At 71.7% G+C, this 20,814-nt stretch carries 19 protein-coding genes and 1 tRNA gene; 13 read left to right on the top strand and 7 right to left on the bottom strand.

Annotated features, from left to right (window positions below; genetic code table 11):
- Positions 1-74: 74 nt before the first annotated feature.
- From ACFE76_RS06455 to ACFE76_RS06415, 9 genes are all read left to right on the top strand, one after another.
- On the top strand, positions 75-392 hold the full coding sequence (locus ACFE76_RS06455; protein ID WP_375430920.1) for a hypothetical protein: 318 nt from the start codon (positions 75-77) through the stop codon (positions 390-392).
- A gap of 83 nt (positions 393-475) precedes the next feature.
- Positions 476-736, top strand: coding sequence for a hypothetical protein (locus ACFE76_RS06450; RefSeq protein ID WP_375430919.1), 261 nt, complete (start codon positions 476-478; stop codon positions 734-736).
- Positions 733-1,071 carry a type II toxin-antitoxin system PemK/MazF family toxin gene (locus tag ACFE76_RS06445; protein WP_375430918.1) on the top strand — a complete coding sequence of 113 codons (339 nt, stop codon included), beginning with the start codon at positions 733-735 and terminating at the stop codon, positions 1,069-1,071. The genes ACFE76_RS06450 and ACFE76_RS06445 overlap by 4 nt, the downstream gene beginning before the upstream one ends.
- 104 nt (positions 1,072-1,175) lie before the next feature.
- Positions 1,176-1,628 carry an AAA family ATPase gene (locus tag ACFE76_RS06440; RefSeq protein ID WP_375430917.1) on the top strand — a complete coding sequence of 151 codons (453 nt, stop codon included), beginning with the start codon at positions 1,176-1,178 and terminating at the stop codon, positions 1,626-1,628.
- Positions 1,564-2,457, top strand: coding sequence for a DUF4143 domain-containing protein (locus ACFE76_RS06435; RefSeq protein ID WP_375430916.1), 894 nt, complete (start codon positions 1,564-1,566; stop codon positions 2,455-2,457). The genes ACFE76_RS06440 and ACFE76_RS06435 overlap by 65 nt, the downstream gene beginning before the upstream one ends.
- Before the next feature lie 87 nt (positions 2,458-2,544).
- A complete protein-coding gene (gene fdh / locus ACFE76_RS06430; RefSeq protein WP_375430915.1) occupies positions 2,545-5,880 on the top strand; it encodes a formate dehydrogenase in 3,336 nt (1,111 codons plus the stop codon).
- The gene (locus ACFE76_RS06425; RefSeq protein ID WP_375430914.1) at positions 5,877-6,983 is read left to right on the top strand and encodes a 4Fe-4S dicluster domain-containing protein; all 1,107 of its coding nucleotides are present in this window, start codon (positions 5,877-5,879) and stop codon (positions 6,981-6,983) included. Before fdh ends, ACFE76_RS06425 begins: the two co-directional genes overlap by 4 nt.
- Positions 6,980-8,191 carry an NrfD/PsrC family molybdoenzyme membrane anchor subunit gene (gene nrfD, locus ACFE76_RS06420; protein WP_375430913.1) on the top strand — a complete coding sequence of 404 codons (1,212 nt, stop codon included), beginning with the start codon at positions 6,980-6,982 and terminating at the stop codon, positions 8,189-8,191. The genes ACFE76_RS06425 and nrfD overlap by 4 nt, the downstream gene beginning before the upstream one ends.
- Entirely contained in the window at positions 8,188-9,501 is a 1,314-nt protein-coding gene (locus tag ACFE76_RS06415) for an OFA family MFS transporter (RefSeq protein ID WP_375430912.1), read from the top strand. The genes nrfD and ACFE76_RS06415 overlap by 4 nt, the downstream gene beginning before the upstream one ends.
- A 97-nt stretch (positions 9,502-9,598) precedes the next feature.
- On the opposite strand, the gene selD is transcribed toward ACFE76_RS06415, so the two are convergent.
- Complete coding sequence (selD, locus tag ACFE76_RS06410) at positions 9,599-10,591, bottom strand: selenide, water dikinase SelD (protein WP_375430911.1); 993 nt, start codon at positions 10,589-10,591, stop codon at positions 9,599-9,601.
- Between the two features lie 55 nt (positions 10,592-10,646).
- Between selD and ACFE76_RS06405 the strand changes: the two genes are divergently transcribed.
- Positions 10,647-10,742, top strand: a tRNA-Sec gene (locus ACFE76_RS06405).
- Positions 10,743-10,750: 8 nt separating this feature from the next.
- On the opposite strand, the gene ACFE76_RS06400 is transcribed toward ACFE76_RS06405, so the two are convergent.
- Together ACFE76_RS06400 and ACFE76_RS06395 are read right to left on the bottom strand one after the other, a co-directional pair.
- The gene (locus tag ACFE76_RS06400; protein WP_375430910.1) at positions 10,751-11,080 is read right to left on the bottom strand and encodes a transcriptional regulator; all 330 of its coding nucleotides are present in this window, start codon (positions 11,078-11,080) and stop codon (positions 10,751-10,753) included.
- A complete protein-coding gene (locus ACFE76_RS06395; RefSeq protein ID WP_375430909.1) occupies positions 11,077-11,496 on the bottom strand; it encodes a hypothetical protein in 420 nt (139 codons plus the stop codon). The genes ACFE76_RS06400 and ACFE76_RS06395 overlap by 4 nt, the downstream gene beginning before the upstream one ends.
- Before the next feature lie 99 nt (positions 11,497-11,595).
- On the opposite strand from ACFE76_RS06395, the gene selA reads away from it, so the two are divergent.
- From selA to ACFE76_RS06380, 3 genes are all read left to right on the top strand, one after another.
- Positions 11,596-12,915 (top strand): L-seryl-tRNA(Sec) selenium transferase, encoded by a 1,320-nt coding sequence (gene selA, locus ACFE76_RS06390; RefSeq protein ID WP_375430908.1) that lies wholly within the window; start codon positions 11,596-11,598, stop codon positions 12,913-12,915.
- A gap of 1 nt (position 12,916) precedes the next feature.
- Positions 12,917-14,692 carry a selenocysteine-specific translation elongation factor gene (gene selB / locus ACFE76_RS06385; RefSeq protein WP_375430907.1) on the top strand — a complete coding sequence of 592 codons (1,776 nt, stop codon included), beginning with the start codon at positions 12,917-12,919 and terminating at the stop codon, positions 14,690-14,692.
- A 135-nt stretch (positions 14,693-14,827) separates the two neighbouring features.
- Positions 14,828-15,739 (top strand): hypothetical protein, encoded by a 912-nt coding sequence (locus ACFE76_RS06380; protein ID WP_375430906.1) that lies wholly within the window; start codon positions 14,828-14,830, stop codon positions 15,737-15,739.
- 69 nt (positions 15,740-15,808) lie between these two features.
- Here ACFE76_RS06380 and ACFE76_RS06375 read toward each other — a convergent pair whose 3' ends face one another.
- From ACFE76_RS06375 to ACFE76_RS06360, 4 genes are all read right to left on the bottom strand, one after another.
- Positions 15,809-16,333 (bottom strand): hypothetical protein, encoded by a 525-nt coding sequence (locus tag ACFE76_RS06375; protein ID WP_375430905.1) that lies wholly within the window; start codon positions 16,331-16,333, stop codon positions 15,809-15,811.
- Entirely contained in the window at positions 16,330-16,695 is a 366-nt protein-coding gene (locus tag ACFE76_RS06370) for a PadR family transcriptional regulator (protein ID WP_375430904.1), read from the bottom strand. The genes ACFE76_RS06375 and ACFE76_RS06370 overlap by 4 nt, the downstream gene beginning before the upstream one ends.
- 222 nt (positions 16,696-16,917) lie before the next feature.
- Positions 16,918-18,846 carry an ABC transporter ATP-binding protein gene (locus ACFE76_RS06365; protein ID WP_375430903.1) on the bottom strand — a complete coding sequence of 643 codons (1,929 nt, stop codon included), beginning with the start codon at positions 18,844-18,846 and terminating at the stop codon, positions 16,918-16,920.
- A complete protein-coding gene (locus ACFE76_RS06360) occupies positions 18,843-20,765 on the bottom strand; it encodes an ABC transporter transmembrane domain-containing protein (protein ID WP_375430902.1) in 1,923 nt (640 codons plus the stop codon). The genes ACFE76_RS06365 and ACFE76_RS06360 overlap by 4 nt, the downstream gene beginning before the upstream one ends.
- Between the last annotated feature and the right edge of the window lie 49 nt (positions 20,766-20,814).

The following is a 20,814-nucleotide window of genomic DNA, read 5'->3' as shown; positions in this document are numbered from 1 at the left end:
CGACCACGACAGGGGGGGCGGCTGCCGATCTCAAGCAGCTCGAGGAGGCCGACCTGTCGGATGCCTTCTGGACGGTGACGCTGCCGGCGGCGCTCGGGACCACGAGCACGGGTAGCCCGTTCTTTCAGACCTACCTCGCGGCCCAGGTGGCCGGTGGCGCGCGCGGCTTTCTGTCGAAGATCGACTCCGTGACCATGGTGGACAAGCAGACCCACACCGGCACCTTGGTCCTCGGCGAGATCGTCCAGTCCGAAGACCTGCAGGCCAACCTGTCGGAGAACGCGGTGCCGTCCTTCGTGCGGGAGGTCACCACCGCTTCGTACCGGGAGTTTCTGGGCGAGCGCCGTCGGCTCATGGCCGCGTCCATCCGGCGGTACTACGAGGCTCTCTGATGGCGCCGGTGGCGCAGCGGTGTGGATCAGCGTGGTTCGCGTGTCACGCTCGTGAAGTAGCCCGTGTAGGTATACTCGCGAGTATGTCGACCGTCACCACCATCAAGGTCTCGAGGGAGCTGCGCGACCGGCTCGCTGCCCGCGCTCAGCGCGATCGAGTCCCCCTCGGCGTCGTGATCGCCAGGGCCCTGGATGAGTCCGAAGAGCGATCGTTCTGGTCGGCCGTCACCGCCGAACATGCCGCCCTCAGTGAGGCGGACCGTGCTGCCTACGCTGCCGATTCGACGGTGAGGGACTCCATCGATCCGGCAGATGACGCAGTGAGCGTCAGGAACGGTTGGTGAGACGGGGCGATCTCTATCTCGCGGACCTTGGCGAGCCTGTCGGTCACGAGCAGGCACTGCAGCGGCCTGTCCTGATCGTCAGCGCCGATCCCTGGCTGCTGAGCAATCCGCCCGTGATCGCCGTGCTCCCGCTCACGCGCACTCACCGGAGCCGCTCCACCCACGTCGAGCTCGAGCCGGGCGGCTCGGGTCTGGCGGCGGTCAGCTACGTCAAGTGCGAGGACATCCGGGCCATCTCCCCGCTCCGGTTTCAGCACAGGATGGGCGAAGCCGACTCAGTCGTGATGGCGCGGGTAGACCTGATCCTGAGTCGACTACTGGCACTCTCGCCCTGACCGCGGACTCAGCGACCGTCTCGCCCGTCGCCCAAGGGCAGACGGTACAGTCATTGTGGGTCAGAAAGTACAGTTAGGCGCGGTCAGACGGTACAGTCGCCTCCGTGTCCGTGCCAGCTGCCGTGCCGTACCGGCCGCGGGTCATCGACGCTGAGATCGATCTGCTGATGAGCGATCTCGCGGCGGTGTCCCTCGACGGCCCCAAGGGAGTAGGCAAGACCGAGACCGCCCTGCAACGAGTCGAGCGTACGTTTCGCTTCGACAGGCGCGAAGACCTGGAGCTGTTGGCTGCCCAGCCCGATCTGCTGCGTAGCATCCCCTCCCCGGTACTGCTGGACGAGTGGCAGCGGTGGCCCGAGATCTGGGACTTGGTACGCCGGGCGGTGGACGACGGAGCGCGGCCGGGTACCTACCTGCTGACCGGATCAGCCAGTCCGCTCGCGAACATCCACACCGGGGCGGGGGCGGATCGTGCCGCTCCGGATGCGACCGATGACACTTCCCGAGCGAGGCGCGGCAGAGCCCTCGGTGTCGCTGGGCGCCTTGCTGCGCGGTGACGCCGACGTCGGGGGCGAGACCGACCTGGGAGTTGATCGCTACGTCGAGGAGATCCTGGCTTCGGGCTACCCGGGCATCAGGACCGCGAAGAGCGGTCGCGGGCGCCGTGCGCAGCTCGACGGCTATCTGGACCGCCTGTTCGACCATGAGCTCACCGAGAACGGCTCGCGGCGACGTCGTCCGGCTGCCATCCGACCGTGGCTGACGGCCTACGCGGCCGCGACCTCGACGACGGCGGCCTACGAGACCATCCGCGACGCGGCGACTCCCGGCGAGAGCGAGAAACCAGCCAAGGTCACGGCGATCGGTTACCGCGACACCCTGCAGCGACTCTGGATCCTGGACCCGCTCGAGGCGTGGTTGCCCACGAAGAACCTTCTCAACCGCTTGACGGCGGCACCGAAGCACCACCTGGCCGACCCAGCCCTGGCTGCTCGCCTCCTGTCGTTGACGGCGGACTCCCTGATCGGCGGGGATCAGGTGGGCGAGCTGCGGCACCGTTCGATGCTCGGTCCCCTGTTCGAGTCCCTGGCCACCCTCAGCGTTCGAGTCTTCGCGCAGGCGGCCGAAGCACGCGTAGCGCACCTGCGCACCCGGGCCGGACGTCAGGAGATCGACCTCATCGTCGTGGGTGAGGGTGGCCGCGTTCTGGCCATCGAGGTCAAGCTCGGAGCCACGCCCGACGACGGCGACGTCCGACATCTGCACTGGTTGCGAAGCGAGATCGGGGACGACCTGATCGATGCGGTGGTCGTGACGGCCGGGCCTTACGCCTACAGGCGTGCGGACGGCATCGCAGTCGTGCCGCTTGCCCTGTTGGGCCCCTGACCCGGTGACGTGCGGAGTAGGGGCGCGAAACCGACCCGAGGTTTCATCCCTCACTGCCCGGGTTATGTTGCACCCGGGAGGCGTGACATGGATCTCAAGAAGACGTTCCTCAGCTGGCCGGTCGTTCGTCAGCTGACGGGCAACGACCCGCTCGGCCGGGGCGCGGCCGTGCAGTCGGCGCACACCCGAGCGGTGGTGCCGCGGACGACCAGCGCGGACCGGGTCGTGCAGAGCATCTGCCCGTACTGTGCCGTCGGCTGCGGCCAGAAGGTCTTCGTGCGTGACGAGCACGTCGTCCAGATCGAGGGCGACCCCGACTCCCCCGTCTCCCGCGGCCGGCTCTGCCCCAAGGGCTCGGCCAGCGAGCAGCTCGTCAACTCCCCGGGCCGCGCGACGACGATGCTCTACCGCCGTCCGCGCAGCACGACCTGGGAGAAGATCGGCGTCGAAGAGGCGACCGACATGATCGCCGACCGGATGGTCGAGTCCCGACGTACCCACTGGCAGGACACCGATGCCGAGGGCCGACCGCTGCGCCGCACTATGGGGTTCGCCTCGCTCGGCGGAGCGACGCTGGACAACGAAGAGAACTACCTGATCAAGAAGCTCTTCACTGCGCTCGGCGCGATCCAGATCGAGAACCAGGCCCGTATTTGACACAGTGCCACGGTTCCCAGTTTGGGAGCCTCGTTCGGCCGTGGCGGTGCCACCGGCTTTCTGCAGGATCTCCAGCAGGCTGACTGCATCGTCATCCAGGGCTCCAACATGGCCGAGTGCCATCCCGTGGGATTCCAGTGGGTGATGGAGGCCAAGGCCCGCGGGGCCAAGATCATCCACATCGACCCGCGGTTTACCCGGACGTCGGCTGTGGCGGACACCCACGTCCCGATCCGGGCCGGCAGCGACATCGTGTTCCTCGGTGCGGTGATCAACTACATCCTCAGCAACGACAAGTGGTTCCACGAGTACGTCGTCGCCTACACCAACGCGGCCACCCTGGTCAGCGAGGACTTCGTCGACGCTGACGACCTCGACGGCGTGTTCTCCGGCTACGACCCCGAGACCGGTACCTACGACACGACCAGCTGGGCGTACGAGGACCAGAACGACGTCGAGGACGGCAGCGGTAGCGGCGACGAGAGCGAGGAGTCCGAGGGCAGCCGGGGAGCCGGCCACGAGCTCGGCGGCCACGGTGCCGCTATGGACCCGTCCCACATGGTCCGGGACGAGACCCTGCAGCACCCCCGTACGGTGTTCCAGATCCTCAAGCGGCACTACGCCCGCTACACCCCCGAGATGGTGCAGGAGACCTGCGGGATCAGTCCCGAGCAGCTGCTCGAGGTCTGCGAGGCGGTCACCGACAACAGCAACCGCGAGCGGACGACGACCTGGGTCTACTCGGTCGGCTGGACCCACCACACCGTGGGTGTGCAGTACATCCGCGGCTCGGCGATCATCCAGCTGCTGCTGGGCAACATGGGTCGCCCCGGTGGCGGCATCCTCGCGCTGCGCGGCCACGCCAGCATCCAGGGCTCGACCGACATCCCGACGCTGTTCAACCTGCTGCCGGGCTATCTGCCGATGCCCAAGGCCGGTCCGCACGACTCCCTGGACGAGTTCGTCGCCGAGATCGCGAGCCCGGACCAGAAGGGTTTCTGGACCAACGCGAAGAGCTACACCGTCAGCCTGCTCAAGGCGTGGTGGGGCGACGCGGCGACCGCGGAGAACGACTTCGCCTTCCACTACCTGCCGAGGCTGACCGGCGACCACGGCACGTACGCGACGGTGATGTCGATGCTGCGAGACGAGATCGACGGCTACTTCCTGCTCGGCCAGAACCCGGCCGTCGGTTCGGCGCACGGCAAGATGCAGCGGATGGGCCTGGCCCGCCTCAAGTGGCTGGTGGTCCGCGACCTGAACATGATCGAGTCGGCCACGTTCTGGAAGGACGGGCCGGAGATCGAGACCGGTGAGCTGAAGACCGACGAGATCGACACCGAGGTCTTCTTCTTCCCGGCCGCAGCGCACGTGGAGAAGGGCGGCACGTTCACCCAGACCCAGCGGATGCTGCAGTGGCACCACAAGGCGGTCGACCCGCCCGGGGACGCACAGAGCGAGCTCGAGTTCTTCTACCTGCTCGGGCAGAAGATCCGGGAACGGCTGGCCGGCTCGACCGACCACCGGGACGCACCGATCCTCAACCTGACCTGGGACTACCCGCTGGACGAGTCCGGCGAGATCTCCGCCGACGCGGTGCTGCAGGAGATCAACGGTTTCCACCTGACCGGGGAGAAGGCGGGCCGGACGCTGAACACCTTCAACGAGATGAAGGACGACGGCTCGACCAGCGGCGGCTGCTGGATCTACACCGGCGTCTACGCCGACGGGGTCAACCAGTCGATGCGGCGGATGCCTGGTCGTGAGCAGTCGTGGGTCGCGCCCGAGTGGGGCTGGGCCTGGCCGATGAACCGACGCATCCTCTACAACCGCGCCTCGGCCGACCCGCAGGGCAAGCCGTGGAGTGAGCGCAAGGCGTACGTCTGGTGGGACGAGGAGGCTCAGAAGTGGACCGGGCACGACGTCCCGGACTTCGAGGTCGGCAAGGCGCCGTCCTACCGGCCGCCCGAGGGCGCGTCCGGTCCGGCCGGGCTGGCCGGCGACGACCCGTTCATCATGCAGGCCGACGGAAAGGGCTGGCTGTACGCGCCCAGCGGGCTGCTGGACGGGCCGCTGCCGGTGCACTACGAACCGCAGGAGTCCCCGATCAGCAACCCGATGTCGCGGCAGCAGTCCAACCCGACCCGGGAAGTCTTCCCGAGGCAGGACAACCTGCAGAACCCGTCCGGCGACGAGCCGGGCTCGGGGCTCTACCCGTACGTGTTCACCACCTACCGGCTGACCGAGCACCACACGGCCGGCGGGATGAGCCGGTGGCAGCCGTACCTCTCGGAGCTGCAGCCGGAGTTCTTCTGCGAGGTGTCGCCGGAGCTGGCGCGTGAGCGCGGGCTGGTCAACAACGGCTGGGCGACGATCATCAGCGCCCGGACCGCGATCGAGGCCCGGGTGATGGTGACCGAACGGGTCGTGCCGCTGCGGGCGGGCGGCAAGACGATCCACCAGATCGGCCTGCCGTACCACTGGGGGGTCGGCGAGGACGCCATCATCAGCGGCGACTCGGCCAACGACCTCTTCGGGGTGACGCTCGACCCGAACGTCCACATCCAGGAGACCAAGGTCGGCTCCTGCGACATCCAGCCCGGACGTCGTCCGCGGGGTGCGGCCCTGCTCGACTTCGTCGCCGAGCACCGCGCCCGCGCCGGCGTCACCCTCGCCACCGGCAACCAGCAGCGGACGCCACCTGAGGGCGCCGATGGCAAGCACCGAAGCGATGCCGGCGACCGTACCGACGGAGGAACCCCATGAGTGAGCCCGACGGCCACCTCGGCCGAGACCAGGCCTTCACCTCCGCCGGCTCGGACGGGCCCGCACGACGCGCGGGGTATTCGACACCGCCCGCCCGGAAGGGGTTCTTCACCGACACCTCGATCTGCATCGGCTGCAAGGCCTGCGAGGTGGCCTGCAAGGAGTGGAACGGCGTCCCGCAGGACGGCATCTATGAGCTGCTCGGCAGCTCCTACGACAACACCGGCGCCCTCGGGGCGAGCACCTGGCGGCACGTGGAGTTCATCGAGCAGCGCCTCCCCATGGGCAACCTCGACACCGGCATCACGATCGGCGTGCCGGAGACCTTGCGTCCTGAGGCTGTGGAGGGGCTGGGTCTGGACGCAGCGGTGTCGGAGGACATCCTCGGCTCGCTCGCGCGCTCGGTGCACGACAAGCCGCTGGTCGACCTCGGGATGCCGGCGTTCGACCTGCCCAGCGCGTCCCCGGACGCGGGCGAGCGGACCGACTTCCGCTGGCTGATGGCCTCGAACGTCTGCAAGCACTGCACGAACGCCGGCTGCCTCGACGTCTGCCCGACCGGGGCGCTGTTCCGGACCGAGTTCGGCACGGTCGTGGTGCAGGACGACATCTGCAACGGCTGCGGCTACTGCGTGGCCGGCTGCCCGTTCGGCGTGATCGACCGGCGGATCGGTGAGAAGACCGCGAAGGGCGTACCGGCGGTCAAGAACGGCGGCATCGCCCAGAAGTGCACGCTCTGCTACGACCGGCTCAGCCACGACCAGACCCCGGCCTGCGCGAACGCGTGTCCGACCCAGTCGATCCAGTTCGGCGACGTGGACGAGCTGCGCGAACGGGCGGAGAAGCGGGTCGCGGCGCTGCAGGAGGCGGGCGTGATGGGCGCCCAGCTCTACGCCGAGGACCCGGACAACGGGGTCGGCGGCGCGGGGGCGTTCTTCCTGCTGCTGGACGAGCCCGAGGTGTACGGCTTCCCGCCTGACCCGATCGTCACCACCGCCGACCTTCCGCGGATGTGGCGGCACGCCGGCCTGGCCGCGCTCGGCCTGTTGGCCGCGGCGGCGACCGCCTTCCTCGGGCGGCGCCCCACGGGAGGACAGCGGTGAGCCAGGAGGGGTACGACCGCGGTCAGCAGCCGGTCGGTCAGGCGGCCAACCCCGACATCAACGCCGACGGTCCGAAGAATCCGGTCGACGGCCTCAACGCCGTCCCCGGTTCGGCCGGCGGCGGCAGCGCGGCCGCGGCGGCTCAGCGTACGGCCGGTGGCGGTCGCGGCGGCGAAGGCCGGAGCGGGGGTCGCGGCGGCGGCCGGCGGAAGAAGGGCCGCGCCGAGGAGATGATGGTCCCGGACGCGACCTTCACCTCTTACTACGGGCGGCCGGTGGTCAAGGCCGCGCCCTGGGAAGCGGCGATCCCGCTGTACCTGTTCATGGGCGGCATCGCGGGCGGCTCGTCGTTGCTCGGCGCGGGCGCCGACCTGTCCGCCCGGCCGACGCTCCGGCGGGCGGCCCGGATCAGCGCCACGGGCGCGATCACCGTCAGCCTGGTGGCGCTCGTCGCCGACCTCGGCCGGCCGGAACGCTTCGTCAACATGCTGCGGGTGTTCAAGCCGACCTCACCGATGTCGGTGGGCACGTGGATCCTGACCGCGTACGGGCCGGGGAACGTGGTGGCCGGTGCCGCCGAGATCGCCAAGCTGCTGCCCGTCCGCTTCGGCGTCCTCAGCACCCTGCTCGACTGGGCGGCCCGACCGGCCGGACTGACGGCCGCCGTGTTCGCCCCGGCCGTCGCCTCCTACACCGCCGTGCTGCTCACCGACACCTCGACGCCGGCCTGGCACGACGCGCACCGCGAGCTGCCGTTCGTCTTCGTCGGCTCCGCCGCGGCCGCGTCCGGGGGGTTGGGCATGCTGCTCGCCCCGCTCAGCGAGGCTGGTCCCGCCCGCCGGCTGGCCGTCGCGGGAGCGATCGCCGAGCTGGCCGTCGAGCACCGGATGGAGCGGTCGATGGGTCTGTCCGCCGAGGCCCTGCACCACGGCAAGCCGGGGAAATTGATCCGCGCGAGCAAGATCCTCACCGCCACCGGCGCGACCGGCGCCTTGCTGCTGGGTGGCCGGAGCCGGATCGCCGCCGCCCTCTCGGGGGTCGCGCTACTGGCCGGCTCGGCCTGTACGCGGTTTGGCGTCTTCGAAGCCGGTATCGAGTCGGCGCACGACCCGAGGTACACGGTCGTCCCCCAACGGGAACGACTGGACCGACGCCGCGCGGCCGAAGCCGCCGCGGCGAGCGAGGGCGCCGAGCAGGAGACCCGATGAGCACCGCAGCCCGGACCTCCGCTTCGACGACCGGAGGCAACCTCGCGGTGGGTCGTTGGGGGCTGGTCATCGCCGCACTGCTGCTGCAGCTGTCGCTCGGCGCGGTCTACGCCTGGAGCGTCTTCAGCTCGGCCCTGCAGAAGGCCGGACCGTTCACGCTGACCAAGCCCGAGGCGACGCTGCCGTTCGAGGTGGCGATCGGGATGATCTTCATCGGCACCTACCTCGGCGGCCGGATCCAGGACCGCCGGGGCCCGCGTACGGTCGCGGTCATCGGCGCGGTCATCTACGGCGTCGGCGTCATCGTCGCCTCGTTCGCCACGGACAGGGCTGACCTGCCGCTGCTCGTGATCGGGTACGGCGTGCTGGCCGGCTTCGGCCTTGGGCTGGCCTACATCGTGCCGATCGCCATGCTGCAGAAGTGGTTCCCCGACAAGCGCGGCCTGATCACCGGGCTCGCGGTCGGCGGCTTCGGCTTCGGCGCAGTCGTCACCGCCCCGATCGCGCAGGCGCTGATCAAGCGCAACCCGGACGTGCCGACCTCGGCCTTCCTGCCGCTCGGCATCGCCTACCTGGTGCTCGCTGTCGCCGGTGCACTGTTCTTCCGCAACCCGCCGGAGGGCTACGCTGTGCCGGGCTACACCCCGGCCACCTCGGGCAAGGTCGTCGACAGCGGCCGCGACTACACCCAGGGCGAGGCGCTGCGCACCTGGCAGTGGTACACCCTCGCCGGCATGCTGACGCTGGCCGTGCTTGCCGGTATCTCGTTCATCTCCCAGGCCGCCGCCAGCTTTGCCGACGTCGCCGGGTACACCGCCGCTGCCGCGGCCACCGCCGTCGGGCTCCTGGGGCTGTTCAACGGCGCCGGCCGGATCTTTTGGGCCACCGTCTCCGGAAAGCTCGGCCGGATGCCCACCTTCGTCGCGATCCTCGCGCTCGAGGGGATCTGCCTGCTGCTGGTCCCGCACGCGCACAACGCGGCGCTGTTCTTCGTGCTGGCCGCGGTGGTCTACCTCTGCTACGGCGGCGCCTTCGGCACGATGCCGGCGACCGCGGGCGACTTCTTCGGGGTCAAGAACGCGGGCGGCATCTACGGCCTGATGCTGATCGGCTGGAGCCTCGGCGGGGTGGTCGGTCCGCTGATCGCCGCCAAGCTGATCGGCTCGGACAAGGACTACACCACCGGCTACACCACGATCGGCATCATCGCCCTCGTCGCGATCATCCTGCCGATCCTCACCCGGCTGCCCCGGGTCCGCAAGGACCCGAACGAGGGCGCGCTGGGGACCAAGGCGAAGCCTCGCCGCTAAGACCCGCAAAGATGGTGCGACATGGTGCCGCGAGTACCCGGCACCATGTCGCACCGTATGCCGTTCAGGGCCTCACCGCCGTGGCCAGAAGCAACGGTCAGCGGACGACCAGCGGGTGGTCCCCCGCCACGACGACCTCGCCGACCACCGGTGAACCGGGGATCTCCCCGATCACGAGCAGCCCGCCACTGGTCTGGGCGTCGGCGAGCAGCAACAGCTCGTCCTCACTCACCGAGGCGTCCAGCTGCGGCCGCACCCACTCCAGGTTCCGCCGGGTGCCGCCGCTGACGTAGCCGTCCCGCAAAGCCTCCCGCGCCCCGTCCAGGTAGGGCACGGACGCCGCGTCGATGCGGATCGTCACCCCGGAGGCGCGGGCCATCTTGTACGCGTGGCCCAGCAGCCCGAACCCGGTGACGTCGGTGGCCGCCTCGACCCCGGCGGCCAGCGCGGCCTCCGACGCGGCGCGGTTCAGCCGGGTCATCGCCTCGATGGCGTGGGCGAAGACCTCGCCGGTGGCCTTGTGCCGGTTGTTCAGCACCCCGACGCCGAGCGGCTTGGTCAAGGTGACCGGCAGCCCGACCCGCGCCCGGTCGTTCCGCAGCAGCCGGTCGGGGTCGGCCAGGCCGGTGACGGCCATCCCGTACTTGGGCTCGGGGTCGTCGATGCTCTGACCGCCGGCCACGTGCACCTCGGCCTGGCGCCCGATGTCCATCCCGCCCCGCAGCACCTCGCGCAGCAGCTCCATCGGCAGCACGTCCCGCGGCCAGCCGACGATGTTGAGCGCGACCACCGGACGCGCCCCCATCGCGTAGATGTCGGAGAGGGCGTTGGCCGCGGCGATCCGGCCGAAGTCGTACGCGTCGTCGACCACGGCAGTGAAGAAGTCGGTGGTGCTGACGATGGCCTGCCCGTTCTCGATCCGGACGACCGCTGCGTCGTCGCCAGTGGCGAGACCGACCACGAGGTCGTCCGACGTCCACGGGGTGAGTCCGCCGAGCATCTGCTCCAGCTCGCCGGCCGGGATCTTGCAGGCGCAGCCGCCGCCGTGCGCGTACTGAGTCAGCCGGTAGGGCGCCGTCGTCGAGGTCATGTCGGGGACAGTACCGAGACGGGCTTGAGGTCAAACCTCGGCTACTCTCGGCGGCGGAGGCGTACAGGCGCCTGGTGGCCCTCCCGGTCTTCAAAACCGGTGAAGTCGAGCATCTCGGTTTGGCGGGTTCGATTCCCGTCCGCCTCCGCCACTTCCCTGCTACCCGGCCCCGCGCGCCCGCGCCACCAGCTGCTCGAGCGCGTCGAGGTAGGTCTCGAAAGCGCTCCGCCCGTGCGCGGTGAGCCGTACCGAGGTGCTGCGCCGGGCGCTGCGGTCCTTGAACGACTCGACATACCCGGCCTCCTCGAGCGCTCGGAGCTGCTTGGAGAGAGCCGAGTCGCTGGTGGCGATGGTCTCGCGCAGGAACGAGAAGGCGACCCAGTCGGCCGGGGCCAACAGGGACAGGATCGCGAGTCGGGCGGGGGTGTGGACGAACTCGTCCAGACCCCCGGTCCCCGGGGCGACCGATCCTGTCCCGAGCTGCGTCACGGCCGTCGCGCGGCCGCGATCCGCGCCTGCATCGGGCGGACCAGCAGCAGCAGCAGGGCTGCGGCCAGCGCGCCGACCGCGTTGGGCAGTGGCCCGTCGGCCCACCGGACCAGCGACTGGACGGCGATGTCGACCACCAGCATGGCCACGGCAACGGCGAGGGCCAGCGCCCAGCGCGAGGGCGTGTGCGTCCCTCGCAGTCGGACCATCCGCTGACCGCCCGCCAGGAGGGCCGCGATGATGAGCAGTCCGCCCACCCAGACCAGGTCGAGGTCGAGGGCCAGACCGTACGCCACGAGGGCCCCGGCCCAGACCCCGAGCAGACGCCAGGGCCACGGCGCGACTCCGGCGGTGACGGTTTGCTGACGGCGTCGTTCGGCCTCGGCGAGTACGGCGGAAGCTTCGTGCGCGTCCATGGTGGATCCTTTGCTCGAGTTACTTTCCTGACAGGCAACTTACGTCTTATTTTCCTGATAGGCAAGTACTGGTCCTTCGTGGCCGCATAGGATCGCCGGGTGCCGACACCGGAGATCTGCCTCGCCGGCGACCCGCGGCGGCGCATCCCACGGACCGACGACCTGCTGGCCGACCCGCGCCTGGCGACCGCGGCGAAACACCTCGGCCGCGAGACCGTGAAGCTGGCGGTGGTGGCGGCTCAGGTCGCCGCCCGGTCCGGCGAGATCACCCCCGAGGCCGTGGCCGACGCGGCCGTCGCCGCCCTGCCGACCTCGCTCAGCAGCACCCGTCCGGTGCTCAACGCGACCGGCGTCGTGCTGCACACCAACCTGGGCCGCGCGCCGCTCTCCGCCGCGGCGGTCGAGGCGGTAGTCCGCAGCGCTGGGTACGCCGACGTCGAGTTCGACCTGGCGGACGGCCGTCGCGCGCGCCGGGGGCGGGGAGCGCTGGCCGCGCTGGCCGAGGCCGTCCCGGACGCCGGCTCGGTGCTGGCGGTCAACAACGGAGCCGCGGCTCTCGTGCTGGCTACCACGGCGTTGGCGGCCGGCCGCGAGGTGGTGATCAGCCGGGGCGAGATGGTCGAGATCGGTGACGGCTTCCGGTTGCCGGACCTGATCGCTTCGACCGGCGCGCGGCTGCGCGAGGTCGGCACGACGAACCGGACGGTGCTGGCCGACTACGCCGCGGCCCTCGGCCCGGACACCGGCTGCATCCTCAAGGTCCACCCCAGCAACTTTCGCGTCGAGGGGTTCACCGCGGCGACGAGCGTGCACGAGCTGGCCGGGCTGGGCGTCCCGGTGGTGGTCGACATCGGTAGCGGGTTGCTGGCGCCCGACCCGCTGCTGCCCGACGAGCCGGACGCGGCAACCGCACTGCGGGACGGTGCTTCGGTGGTCACCGCCAGTGGCGACAAGCTGCTCGGCGGACCCCAGGCTGGCCTGCTGCTGGGGGACGCGGACGTCGTCGAACGGCTACGCCGCCACCCGCTCGCCCGGGCGTTGCGGGTGGACAAGCTGACCCTCGCCGCGCTGGAGGCGACGCTGCGCGGGCCGGTCACCCCGACCTGGGCGGCGCTCCGGGCCGACCCCGAGACGCTACGGACCCGGGCCGAGGCGGTGGCGGCGGCGCTGGTCGCGGCCGGCCGGTCTGCCGACGTGGTCGCCTCCGCGGGAGCTGTGGGCGGCGGCGGGGCCCCCGGTCTCACCCTCCCCGGCTGGGCGGTCGCCCTCGACGAGGCGTACGCCGCTCCGCTCCGGCTCGGCGACCCCGCGGTCGTCGGCCGGCTCGAGCACGGTCGCTGCCTGCTCGACCTGCGCTGCGTCCCGACCGAGGCCGATGCTGACCTGCTGGAGTCCGTGCTCGCGATCACCGGCGACTGAGGTGCACGTCGTCGCCACGGCCGGTCACGTCGACCACGGCAAGTCCACGCTGGTCCGGGCACTGACCGGGATGGAGCCGGACCGCTTCGCCGAGGAGCAGCGGCGCGGGATGACGATCGACCTGGGGTACGCGTGGACCGAGGTCGCCGGTCGGACCCTCGCGTTCGTCGACGTCCCGGGGCACGAACGCTTCATCGCGACGATGCTCGCCGGCCTCGGTCCGGCACCGGCGGTGATGTTCGTGGTGGCGGCGGACGAGGGGTGGCGGCGGCAGTCCGCCGAGCACCTGGCCGCGGTCAACGCCCTGGGGCTGCAGCACGGGCTGCTGGTGGTGACCCGCAGCGATCTCGCCGACCCGGCGGACGCGGTGACCGAGGCCCAGGCGCGGATCAGCGGGTCCAGCCTCGGGTCGGTCCCCGCCGTGGCGGTGTCCGGCCGGACCGGGGCCGGGCTGGACGAGCTGCGAACGGCGCTGGCCGGCCTGGTCGTGCGGCTGCCGCCGCCGCGTACGGACGGTCGGGTCCGGCTCTGGGTCGACCGCTCGTTCACCATCCGGGGCGCCGGCACGGTGGTCACCGGGACCCTCGGCGCCGGCACCGTACGGGTGGGCGACGCGCTCGTCCTCGGCGGCCGGACCGTCCGGGTGCGCGGGCTGCAGAGCCTGGGCGCGGACCGCAGCGAGGTGGCCGCCGTCGCGCGGGTGGCGGTCAACCTGCGCGGGGTCGAGGTCGAGGAGGTGGGTCGCGGCGACGCGCTGCTGACCCCCGAAGCCTGGCCGACGACCGCCGTGGTCGACGTCCGGCTGAGCCTGCAGACGGGTGAGGTGAGCGACCTGCCGGCTGAGCTGGTGCTGCACGCCGGGACGGCCGCGGTGCCCGTCCACGTCCGACCGCTCGGCGCGACGACCGCTCGGTTGACCCTAGCTCAGCCGCAGCCCCTGGAGCCGGGCGACCGGCTGGTGCTGCGCGATCCCGGCCGGCACGCCGTCGCCGCCGGGGCCGTCGTGCTGGACGCCGATCCCCCGCCGCTCAGGCGCCGGGGAGCCGCCGCCGCTCGTGCCGTCGCTCTCACCACGGTCGGGGCAGCAGACCCCGCAGCGGCGCTCGCCGACCAGGTCCGGCGCCGTCGGGCCGTCCGCGCGCCCACCCTGACCGCGCTGGGCGTCCCGACGACGGCGACGGACCGGGTCAAGGTCAGCGGCGAGTGGCTCATCGATCCCGACCAGTGGCAGGCGTGGCAACAGGCGCTCGGGTCGGCGCTGGACGAGCAGGCCCAGGCGCAGCCGCTCGACCCGCGGCTGACCCTCGACGCGGCCCGCCGCAAGGTCGGGGTGCCGGACCGCGACCTGCTGCTGGCGGTGGCGCAGGCGGCCGGCCTCGCGTACGGCGACGGACGGCTGTCCCGGCCGGGCGCGACCACCGACCTGGGGGCCGCCGAAGCCGGACTGGCCGAGCTGACCGCCCACCTGACCGCGTCCCCGTTCGGCGCGCCGGAGCGACCGGACCTGGACCGCTGGCGCCTCGGCGCCGCCGAGCTCGCCGCCGCCGAACGTACCGGACGGCTCGTCCGGCTCGGCCCCGACGTCGTGCTGCTGCCCACCGGGCCGGCCCAGGCGATGCGCGTCCTCGCCGCTCTGCCCCAGCCCTTCACCACCAGCGAGGCGCGGCAGGCCCTCGGTACCACCCGTCGGGTCGCCGTCCCCCTGCTGGAGCACCTGGACCGCCGCGGCTGGACCGTACGGCTCGACAGCGGCCACCGCCAGGTCCGCGGCCGCTAACTTCTTGCCGCCTGAAGGTGCTCTTGCCACCGCTCGAGCGATGGCAAAGCCACTTTCGGGCGGCAACGAGATGAGTTGTCCACAGATCGCCCTCGCCCTCTCGCCCGGCGGTGCACCGTCTGCTGGGCTGGGCAGATGTCGAACCTCCCGCCGCCGCCCGTGCTCCTTGCGCGCGACCTGGTCGCTCAGGGCTACCGCTACAGCGACCTCCGTCAGCTGGCTCGAAGGGGCGAGCTCCAGCACCTCCGTCGCGGGGCGTACAGCCGCGACGACGCGGAGCTGGGCGAGGAGAGCCGCCACCGTCAGCTCGTCGCGGCCACGATGCCGATGCTGAGCGCGGCTGTGGTCAGCCACGTGTCGGCCGCCGTCCTTTACGGTCTGCCGGTGCCGCCCGGCCCCCTTGACCACGTCCAGGTCACCAGCGCCGGAGCCGCATCCGGCCGTCGCGGACACGTCCACCGGTACGCCGCACCCCTCGCCGAGGGGGAGATCGCCGTCGTTGCCGGCCTCCCCGTCACCTCCCTGGCCCGTACCGTCGTCGATCTCGGTCGCACACTCCCGTTCGCGGACGCGGTGGCCGCCGCGGACGCTGCGTTGCGTACGGGTCTGGACCGGACCGAGGTCGAGCAGGTGCTGGCCAGGGCGGCCGGTCGGCCCGGTGTCGCCACGGCCCGTCGGGTGGTCGCCTTTGCCGACGCGCGGAGCGAGAGTGCCGGGGAGTCCCACAGCCGGGTCGTGCTGCACGCCATCGGCCTGCCACCCTCGTCCCTACAGTACGAGGTGGTCGACGCCAACGGCCGGGTCATCGCCCGGTGCGACTTCGGCTGGGAAGAGCACCGCACCGTCGGCGAGTTCGACGGCCTGGTCAAGTACGGCCGGCTGCTCAAGCCCGGCCAGACCGTCGGCGAAGTAGTCCACGGCGAGAAGCACCGAGAGGACTCCGTCCGAGACCTCGGTTACGCCATGGTGCGGTGGGGTTCGTCAGATCTCCAGCGCGAGCGGGTGCTGGGCGATCGGCTGAGGCGGGCCTTCGCTCGTGCTCGCTGATGCCTCCTGGAAGTGACGTTGCCACCGCTCGAGCGGTGGCAAAGCCACCTTCGGGAGGCAAGAGCAGGGTCAGGCCAGCGCGGCCGTACGGTTGCGGCGTCCGGGCAGGACGTTCCAGGCGCGACTGACCAGCAGGAACGTCAGCAGCACCACCAGCAGCGGCGCCCACGGGAAGCCGGTGAAGCCGGCCGAGAGCCCGTCGGCGTTGGCGGCCGCCTGGACGTGGGTGCCCAGGAAGCTGCCGGTGGCCGGGGCGGCGGTGCCGGTGGACGCCAGGGCGTCGAGCATGCCGACGGTGTAGAAGAGGGTGGCGTACAGCCAGGCACCGAACGCCACGCCCGCGGCGAGGGCCCCCGAGGTCCAACGGGGCCGGTACACCGGTTCGGCCGCCACGTACTCCCTCGCCAGCGCCGCGGGCCGGCCGAGGTCGGCGATCGCGGAACGCATTCCCCGCTCGGCGGCGGCCGCGTCCAGATTGTCCCGCAGCTCGCGCAGCACGGCCCGGCGGCGGCGTCCGGGCATCCAGTCCAGGCGCAGCTCGAGGCTCTGCAGGTAGCGGAACCGCGCCCAGCGGTCAACCAGCGACATCGTCATGAGATCTCCTTCGTCCGGGGTATGGATCGAGGTAGCGCGCGGCTCACGACCTCGGCGAGGGACTCCCAGGCAGCCTGGGACGCGTCGCGGTGGCGTAGACCGGCGGGGGTGGGTCGGTAGTACTTGCGAGCGGGTCCGGCGTCGGAGGCGACGAGCCGGGAGCCGAGCCAGCCCTCCCGCTCGAGCCGGGAGAGGACGGGATAGACCGTGCCGGTCGCGATACCGGCCAGACCGCCGGCCTGCAGCCGGCCGACGAGCTCGTATCCGTACGACTCTTCCTCAGCGAGCAGCGTGAGCACCAGCAGCGGCAGGACGCCCTTCAGCAGCTGCGGGTCTCGGGTGACCAGCTCTGCCGTGCTCATGCACTCAGGCTAGACCCACTATTTGGCATTGTCTACTAGCTGGCGACGACTACTACGAGAGCGCGATGCGCAGCCGGTCACAGCTGGGCAGCAGCCGACCCGGTATCTGGGTCGCCGTGGGCCCGGGCTCAGGATCGGCCAACGCCGGCTCGACCGCCCGGTCGGCGCCCGCGGGCAGGCGTACGAGGTGACCGAGCAGGGTGCTGACCCCGACGACCAGACTCAGGAGGTCCAGGCCCGCCAGAGGCTCGCGTACTCGCCGTCGGCGGCCACCAGCTCGGCGTGGCTGCCGAGCTCGGCGATCCGGCCGTCGATGACCACGGCGATCCGGTCCGCGTCGTGCGCGGTGTGCAGTCGGTGCGCGATGGCCACGACCGTACGGTCCTCCAGCAGCGCGGCCATCGACCCCTCCAGGTGCCGGGCCGTCCGCGGGTCGATCAGCGAGGTCGCCTCGTCGAGCACCAGGGTGTGCGGGTCGGCCACCACCAGCCGGGCGAGCGCGACCTGCTGCGCCTGGGCCGGCGTCAGCTTGTGGTGGCCGGCGCCGAGCAGGGTGTCCAGCTGCCCCGGCAGCCGGCTGACCCAGTCCTCGGCGTCGACGGTCCGCAGCGCCTCCCGCACCGCCTCGTCGCCGGCGTCCTCGCGGGCCAGCAGGATGTTGTCCCGGACGGTCCCGACGAAGACGTGGTGCTCCTGGGTGACCAGCGCCACCTGGGTCCGCATCACCGGCAGCGGTAGCTCGGTCAGCTCGACCCCACCGACCGTCACGGACCCGGTCCGCGGTCCGTTGATCCCGGCCAGCAGCCGGCCCAGCGTCGACTTGCCCGACCCGCTCGGTCCGACCACCGCCAACCGCTCCCCCGGCCGCAGGTCGAGGTCGACGCCGTGCAGCACGTCGTGCCCCTCGCGGTAGGCAAAGCGCAGGTCCTGCCCGACCAGCCGGTCGTCGACCGGTAGCGCGTCGCCGGCTTCCCGGTCCTGCGGCACGGTGGCGATGCCGAGCAGCCGCGCGGTACACGCGATGCCGACCTGCAACCGGTCGATGTTGCGCAGCAGCCGCTGCAACGGCTCGACCAGCGCCTGGACGTAGAGGGTCGCCGCCGTGATCTGACCGAGGGTGACCAGCCCGGCCGTGTACCCGTACGCCCCGACCAGCAGCACCATCACCAGCGGCGTGTCGAAGACCAGCCCGAGGACGCCGAAGAGGAGGTTCCGCAGCGCCATCGTGTACCGCTCGGCCTGGCTGGACACGGCGGCGTCGTTGTCGCCGACCTCGACCCGGACCCGCTGCAGCCCCAGCGCCTCGATCGTCCGGGCGCCTTCGACCGTCTCGGTCAGGCTGGTGTTGATCCGCGAGTACGTGCCGCCCTCGGTGATGTAGCCCTTGGGCGCGCGCGCCAGGTAACGCCGGGCCGAGACGTACAGCACCGGCATACTCACCAGCAGCGGCAGCGCCAGCAGCCACGAGTTGAGCACCATCGCGCCGACGGTCAGCACGGTGGTCATGGCGGCGATGATCGCCTCCGGCAGTCCGAACCGGACGCTCTCGCTCATCGCCCCGACGTCGCGGGTGACGCGGGTGACCAGGTCGCCGGACGAGGCACTCTCGACCCGGCCGAGCGGCAGCCGCAGCACCGTCCGCACGATGTACTCCCGGGCCTCGGCCAGCAGGTCCTGGCCGAACCGGACCGAGGTGAGCAGCGCCGCGAACGTGAGCGCAGCCTGGCCGACCACGACCGCGGTCACCGCGAGCGCCAGCCCGTCCAGCCGCGCGGTCGCCGTCGGGCCGGCCGACGCCAGGTCGACCAGGTGGCCGAGCACCCGAGGCACGATCAGCCCCGTCACCGCCGCGAGGGCGTGCAGCACCAGCAACGCGGTGACCAGCAGCCGGCGGCTGAGGAACAGCCCGCGAAGGAACACCAGCACCTCGGTCCGGTCAGCGACCGGCAACGCCCGCTCCGGTCGACGGGAGGTACGGAAATAGTCATCAGCCCGGGTCTCGCGCAGCAGGTGCCGCCCACGCCAGGCCGTCAGCCGCGCGCGCAACGAGCCCGTACGCGGGCGGACCAGCTCGTACGGCAACGCCGGCTCGGGGGCGCCCGTCCGCCAGGTCTCCGCCGAGCCGGACAGCTCGGTCTGCAGCTCGGTCATCGCGCCTCCTCCGGCGTGCTGTCGGCTGCCGCCCCATCGGGAAGAGCGCCGTCGGACTCCTCGCGCGAGACCACCCGGCGATAGCCGGCGCTGGTGGCCAGCAGCTCCTCGTGCGTACCGGTGGCGGCAATGTGGCCGTCCTCCAGGAACGCCACCCGGTCGGCGTGGTGCAGCAGCAGCGGGGAGACGGTCGTCGCGACGGTCGTCCGGCCGCGCCGGTGCTCAGCCAGCCGGCGCGCGATCAGCGCCTCGGTGTGGGCGTCGACCGCGGACGTCGGCTCGACCAGGACGAGGACGGGCGGGTCGAGCGCCAGGACGCGGGCCAGCACGAGCCGCTGCCGCTGACCGCCGGACAGGCCGCGGCCGCGTTCGTCGATCTGACCCTGCCAGCCGCCGGGCAGGCCCGCGAAGACGTCCTCGGCCGCGGCGGTGTGCAGCGCGCGCTCAGCCTCAGCGAGACTGAGCCGGCTGTGCGGGTCGACCAGGTTCTGCAGGGTGCCGGCGAAGACCTGGCTCGCGGCGTCGCTGACCACGATGGTGTCCCGGACCTCGCGCAAGGCGACGTCGCCGAGGTCGACCGGTCCGAGGCTGACGCCCCAGCGCTGTTCGGCGAGCCGGCGGTCGCGGTCGACCAGCCGGGCGCGTTCGAGGCGCTGCTGGGCGCGGGCCTGGCGGGCCGCGCGACCCTTGACCCCCTCGATGTCGAGCGGCACCGGCTCGTACTCGGCCGGCAGGTAGCGGCCGAGTCGGTCTGCCAGCGCGGCCGAGTCGTCCGGCAGCGCCGAGACGATCACGGTCAGCTCGCCGGGCTCGGCGGTGAAGCCGGACGCGTGGTCGTGCAGCTGACCGCTGGCGGGCAGCCGGAGCGGTTCGGCGGGGCTGTGCCAGGGCGGTTGCTGGTCAAAGACCGCGATCGCCTTGCGCGCCGACACCAGCACCCGCACCCACTTCTGGGCCGACTCGAAGAAGACCTGGATCGGCCAGACCATGAACACGGCGTAGCCGAACAGGCTGATCAGCTCACCGACCGTGAGCCGGCCGGCCGACACCTCGCGCGAGCCGAGCCAGGTGAGCACCACCAGGAACAGGCCGGAGAACAGCACGCTGGCCGAGTCCACCGCCGCCTGCCAACGGCCGGCGGCCAGCCCGGCTGCGCGGGTCCGCTGCGACTGCACCGCGTAGTTGCGCGAGAAGGTGTCCTCGCCGCCGATGCCGCGCAGGATACGCAGCCCCGCCACGATGTCGGTGGCGAGCGAGGTCAGCTCGGACAGCTGGGTCCGCTCCTCGGTCTGCCGTCGCTGCAGCGGTCGGAGCAGCGGCAGCGCCAGCACCACCAGCACCGGTGCGGCGATCAGCACGATCAGGCCGAGCGGCACGGAGGTGGACAGCACCAGGACGGCGATCACCAGGTACGCCACGAGCGCGCCCGCCAGGTTGGACAGCACCTCACCGAGACCGCCGAACTGGTCGGAGTCGCCGGTCGCGACGCTGAGCACCTCCCCGGTGGGGGTCCGCTGGGGCAGCACGTGACCCATCTGCGTCACCTTGCGGGTGACCAGCTTGATCGCGGCGAACATCCCGACCAGCCAGGTACGCACGATCAGGGTGTGGCCGAGCACCCCGGCGCCGGCCCCCACCAGCACCAGGGCGAGCAGCACCAGGCACCAGCGGCCGACCACCCCGAGGTCGCGGGGGGTGATGCCGTCGTCGACGATCCGGCCCACGATGTACGGGCCGAGTGCGCCGGGCAGCCACTGGACCACGGTCACGCCGGTGAGCAGCAGCAGCAGCGGCCACTGCTGGCGCAACAGCCAGAGCACGAACCGGGTCGGGGTCCGGGCGTCGGGGGCTCCGAAGTCCCGCGGCCGCCTCGGCGCCGGATCCTCGAAGTCCGGGACGACCGGCGGGAAATCATGCATGACCGCATCACTGTAGGCGGGTCGGCTCGCGCGTCTCCACCCGTTTACG

This window comes from uncultured Friedmanniella sp., assembly GCF_964244005.1.
Lineage (GTDB): Bacteria > Actinomycetota > Actinomycetes > Propionibacteriales > Propionibacteriaceae > Microlunatus.
The sequence above is the reverse complement of the archived record's forward strand: the minus strand, read 5'-3'. Positions and strand labels throughout refer to the sequence as shown.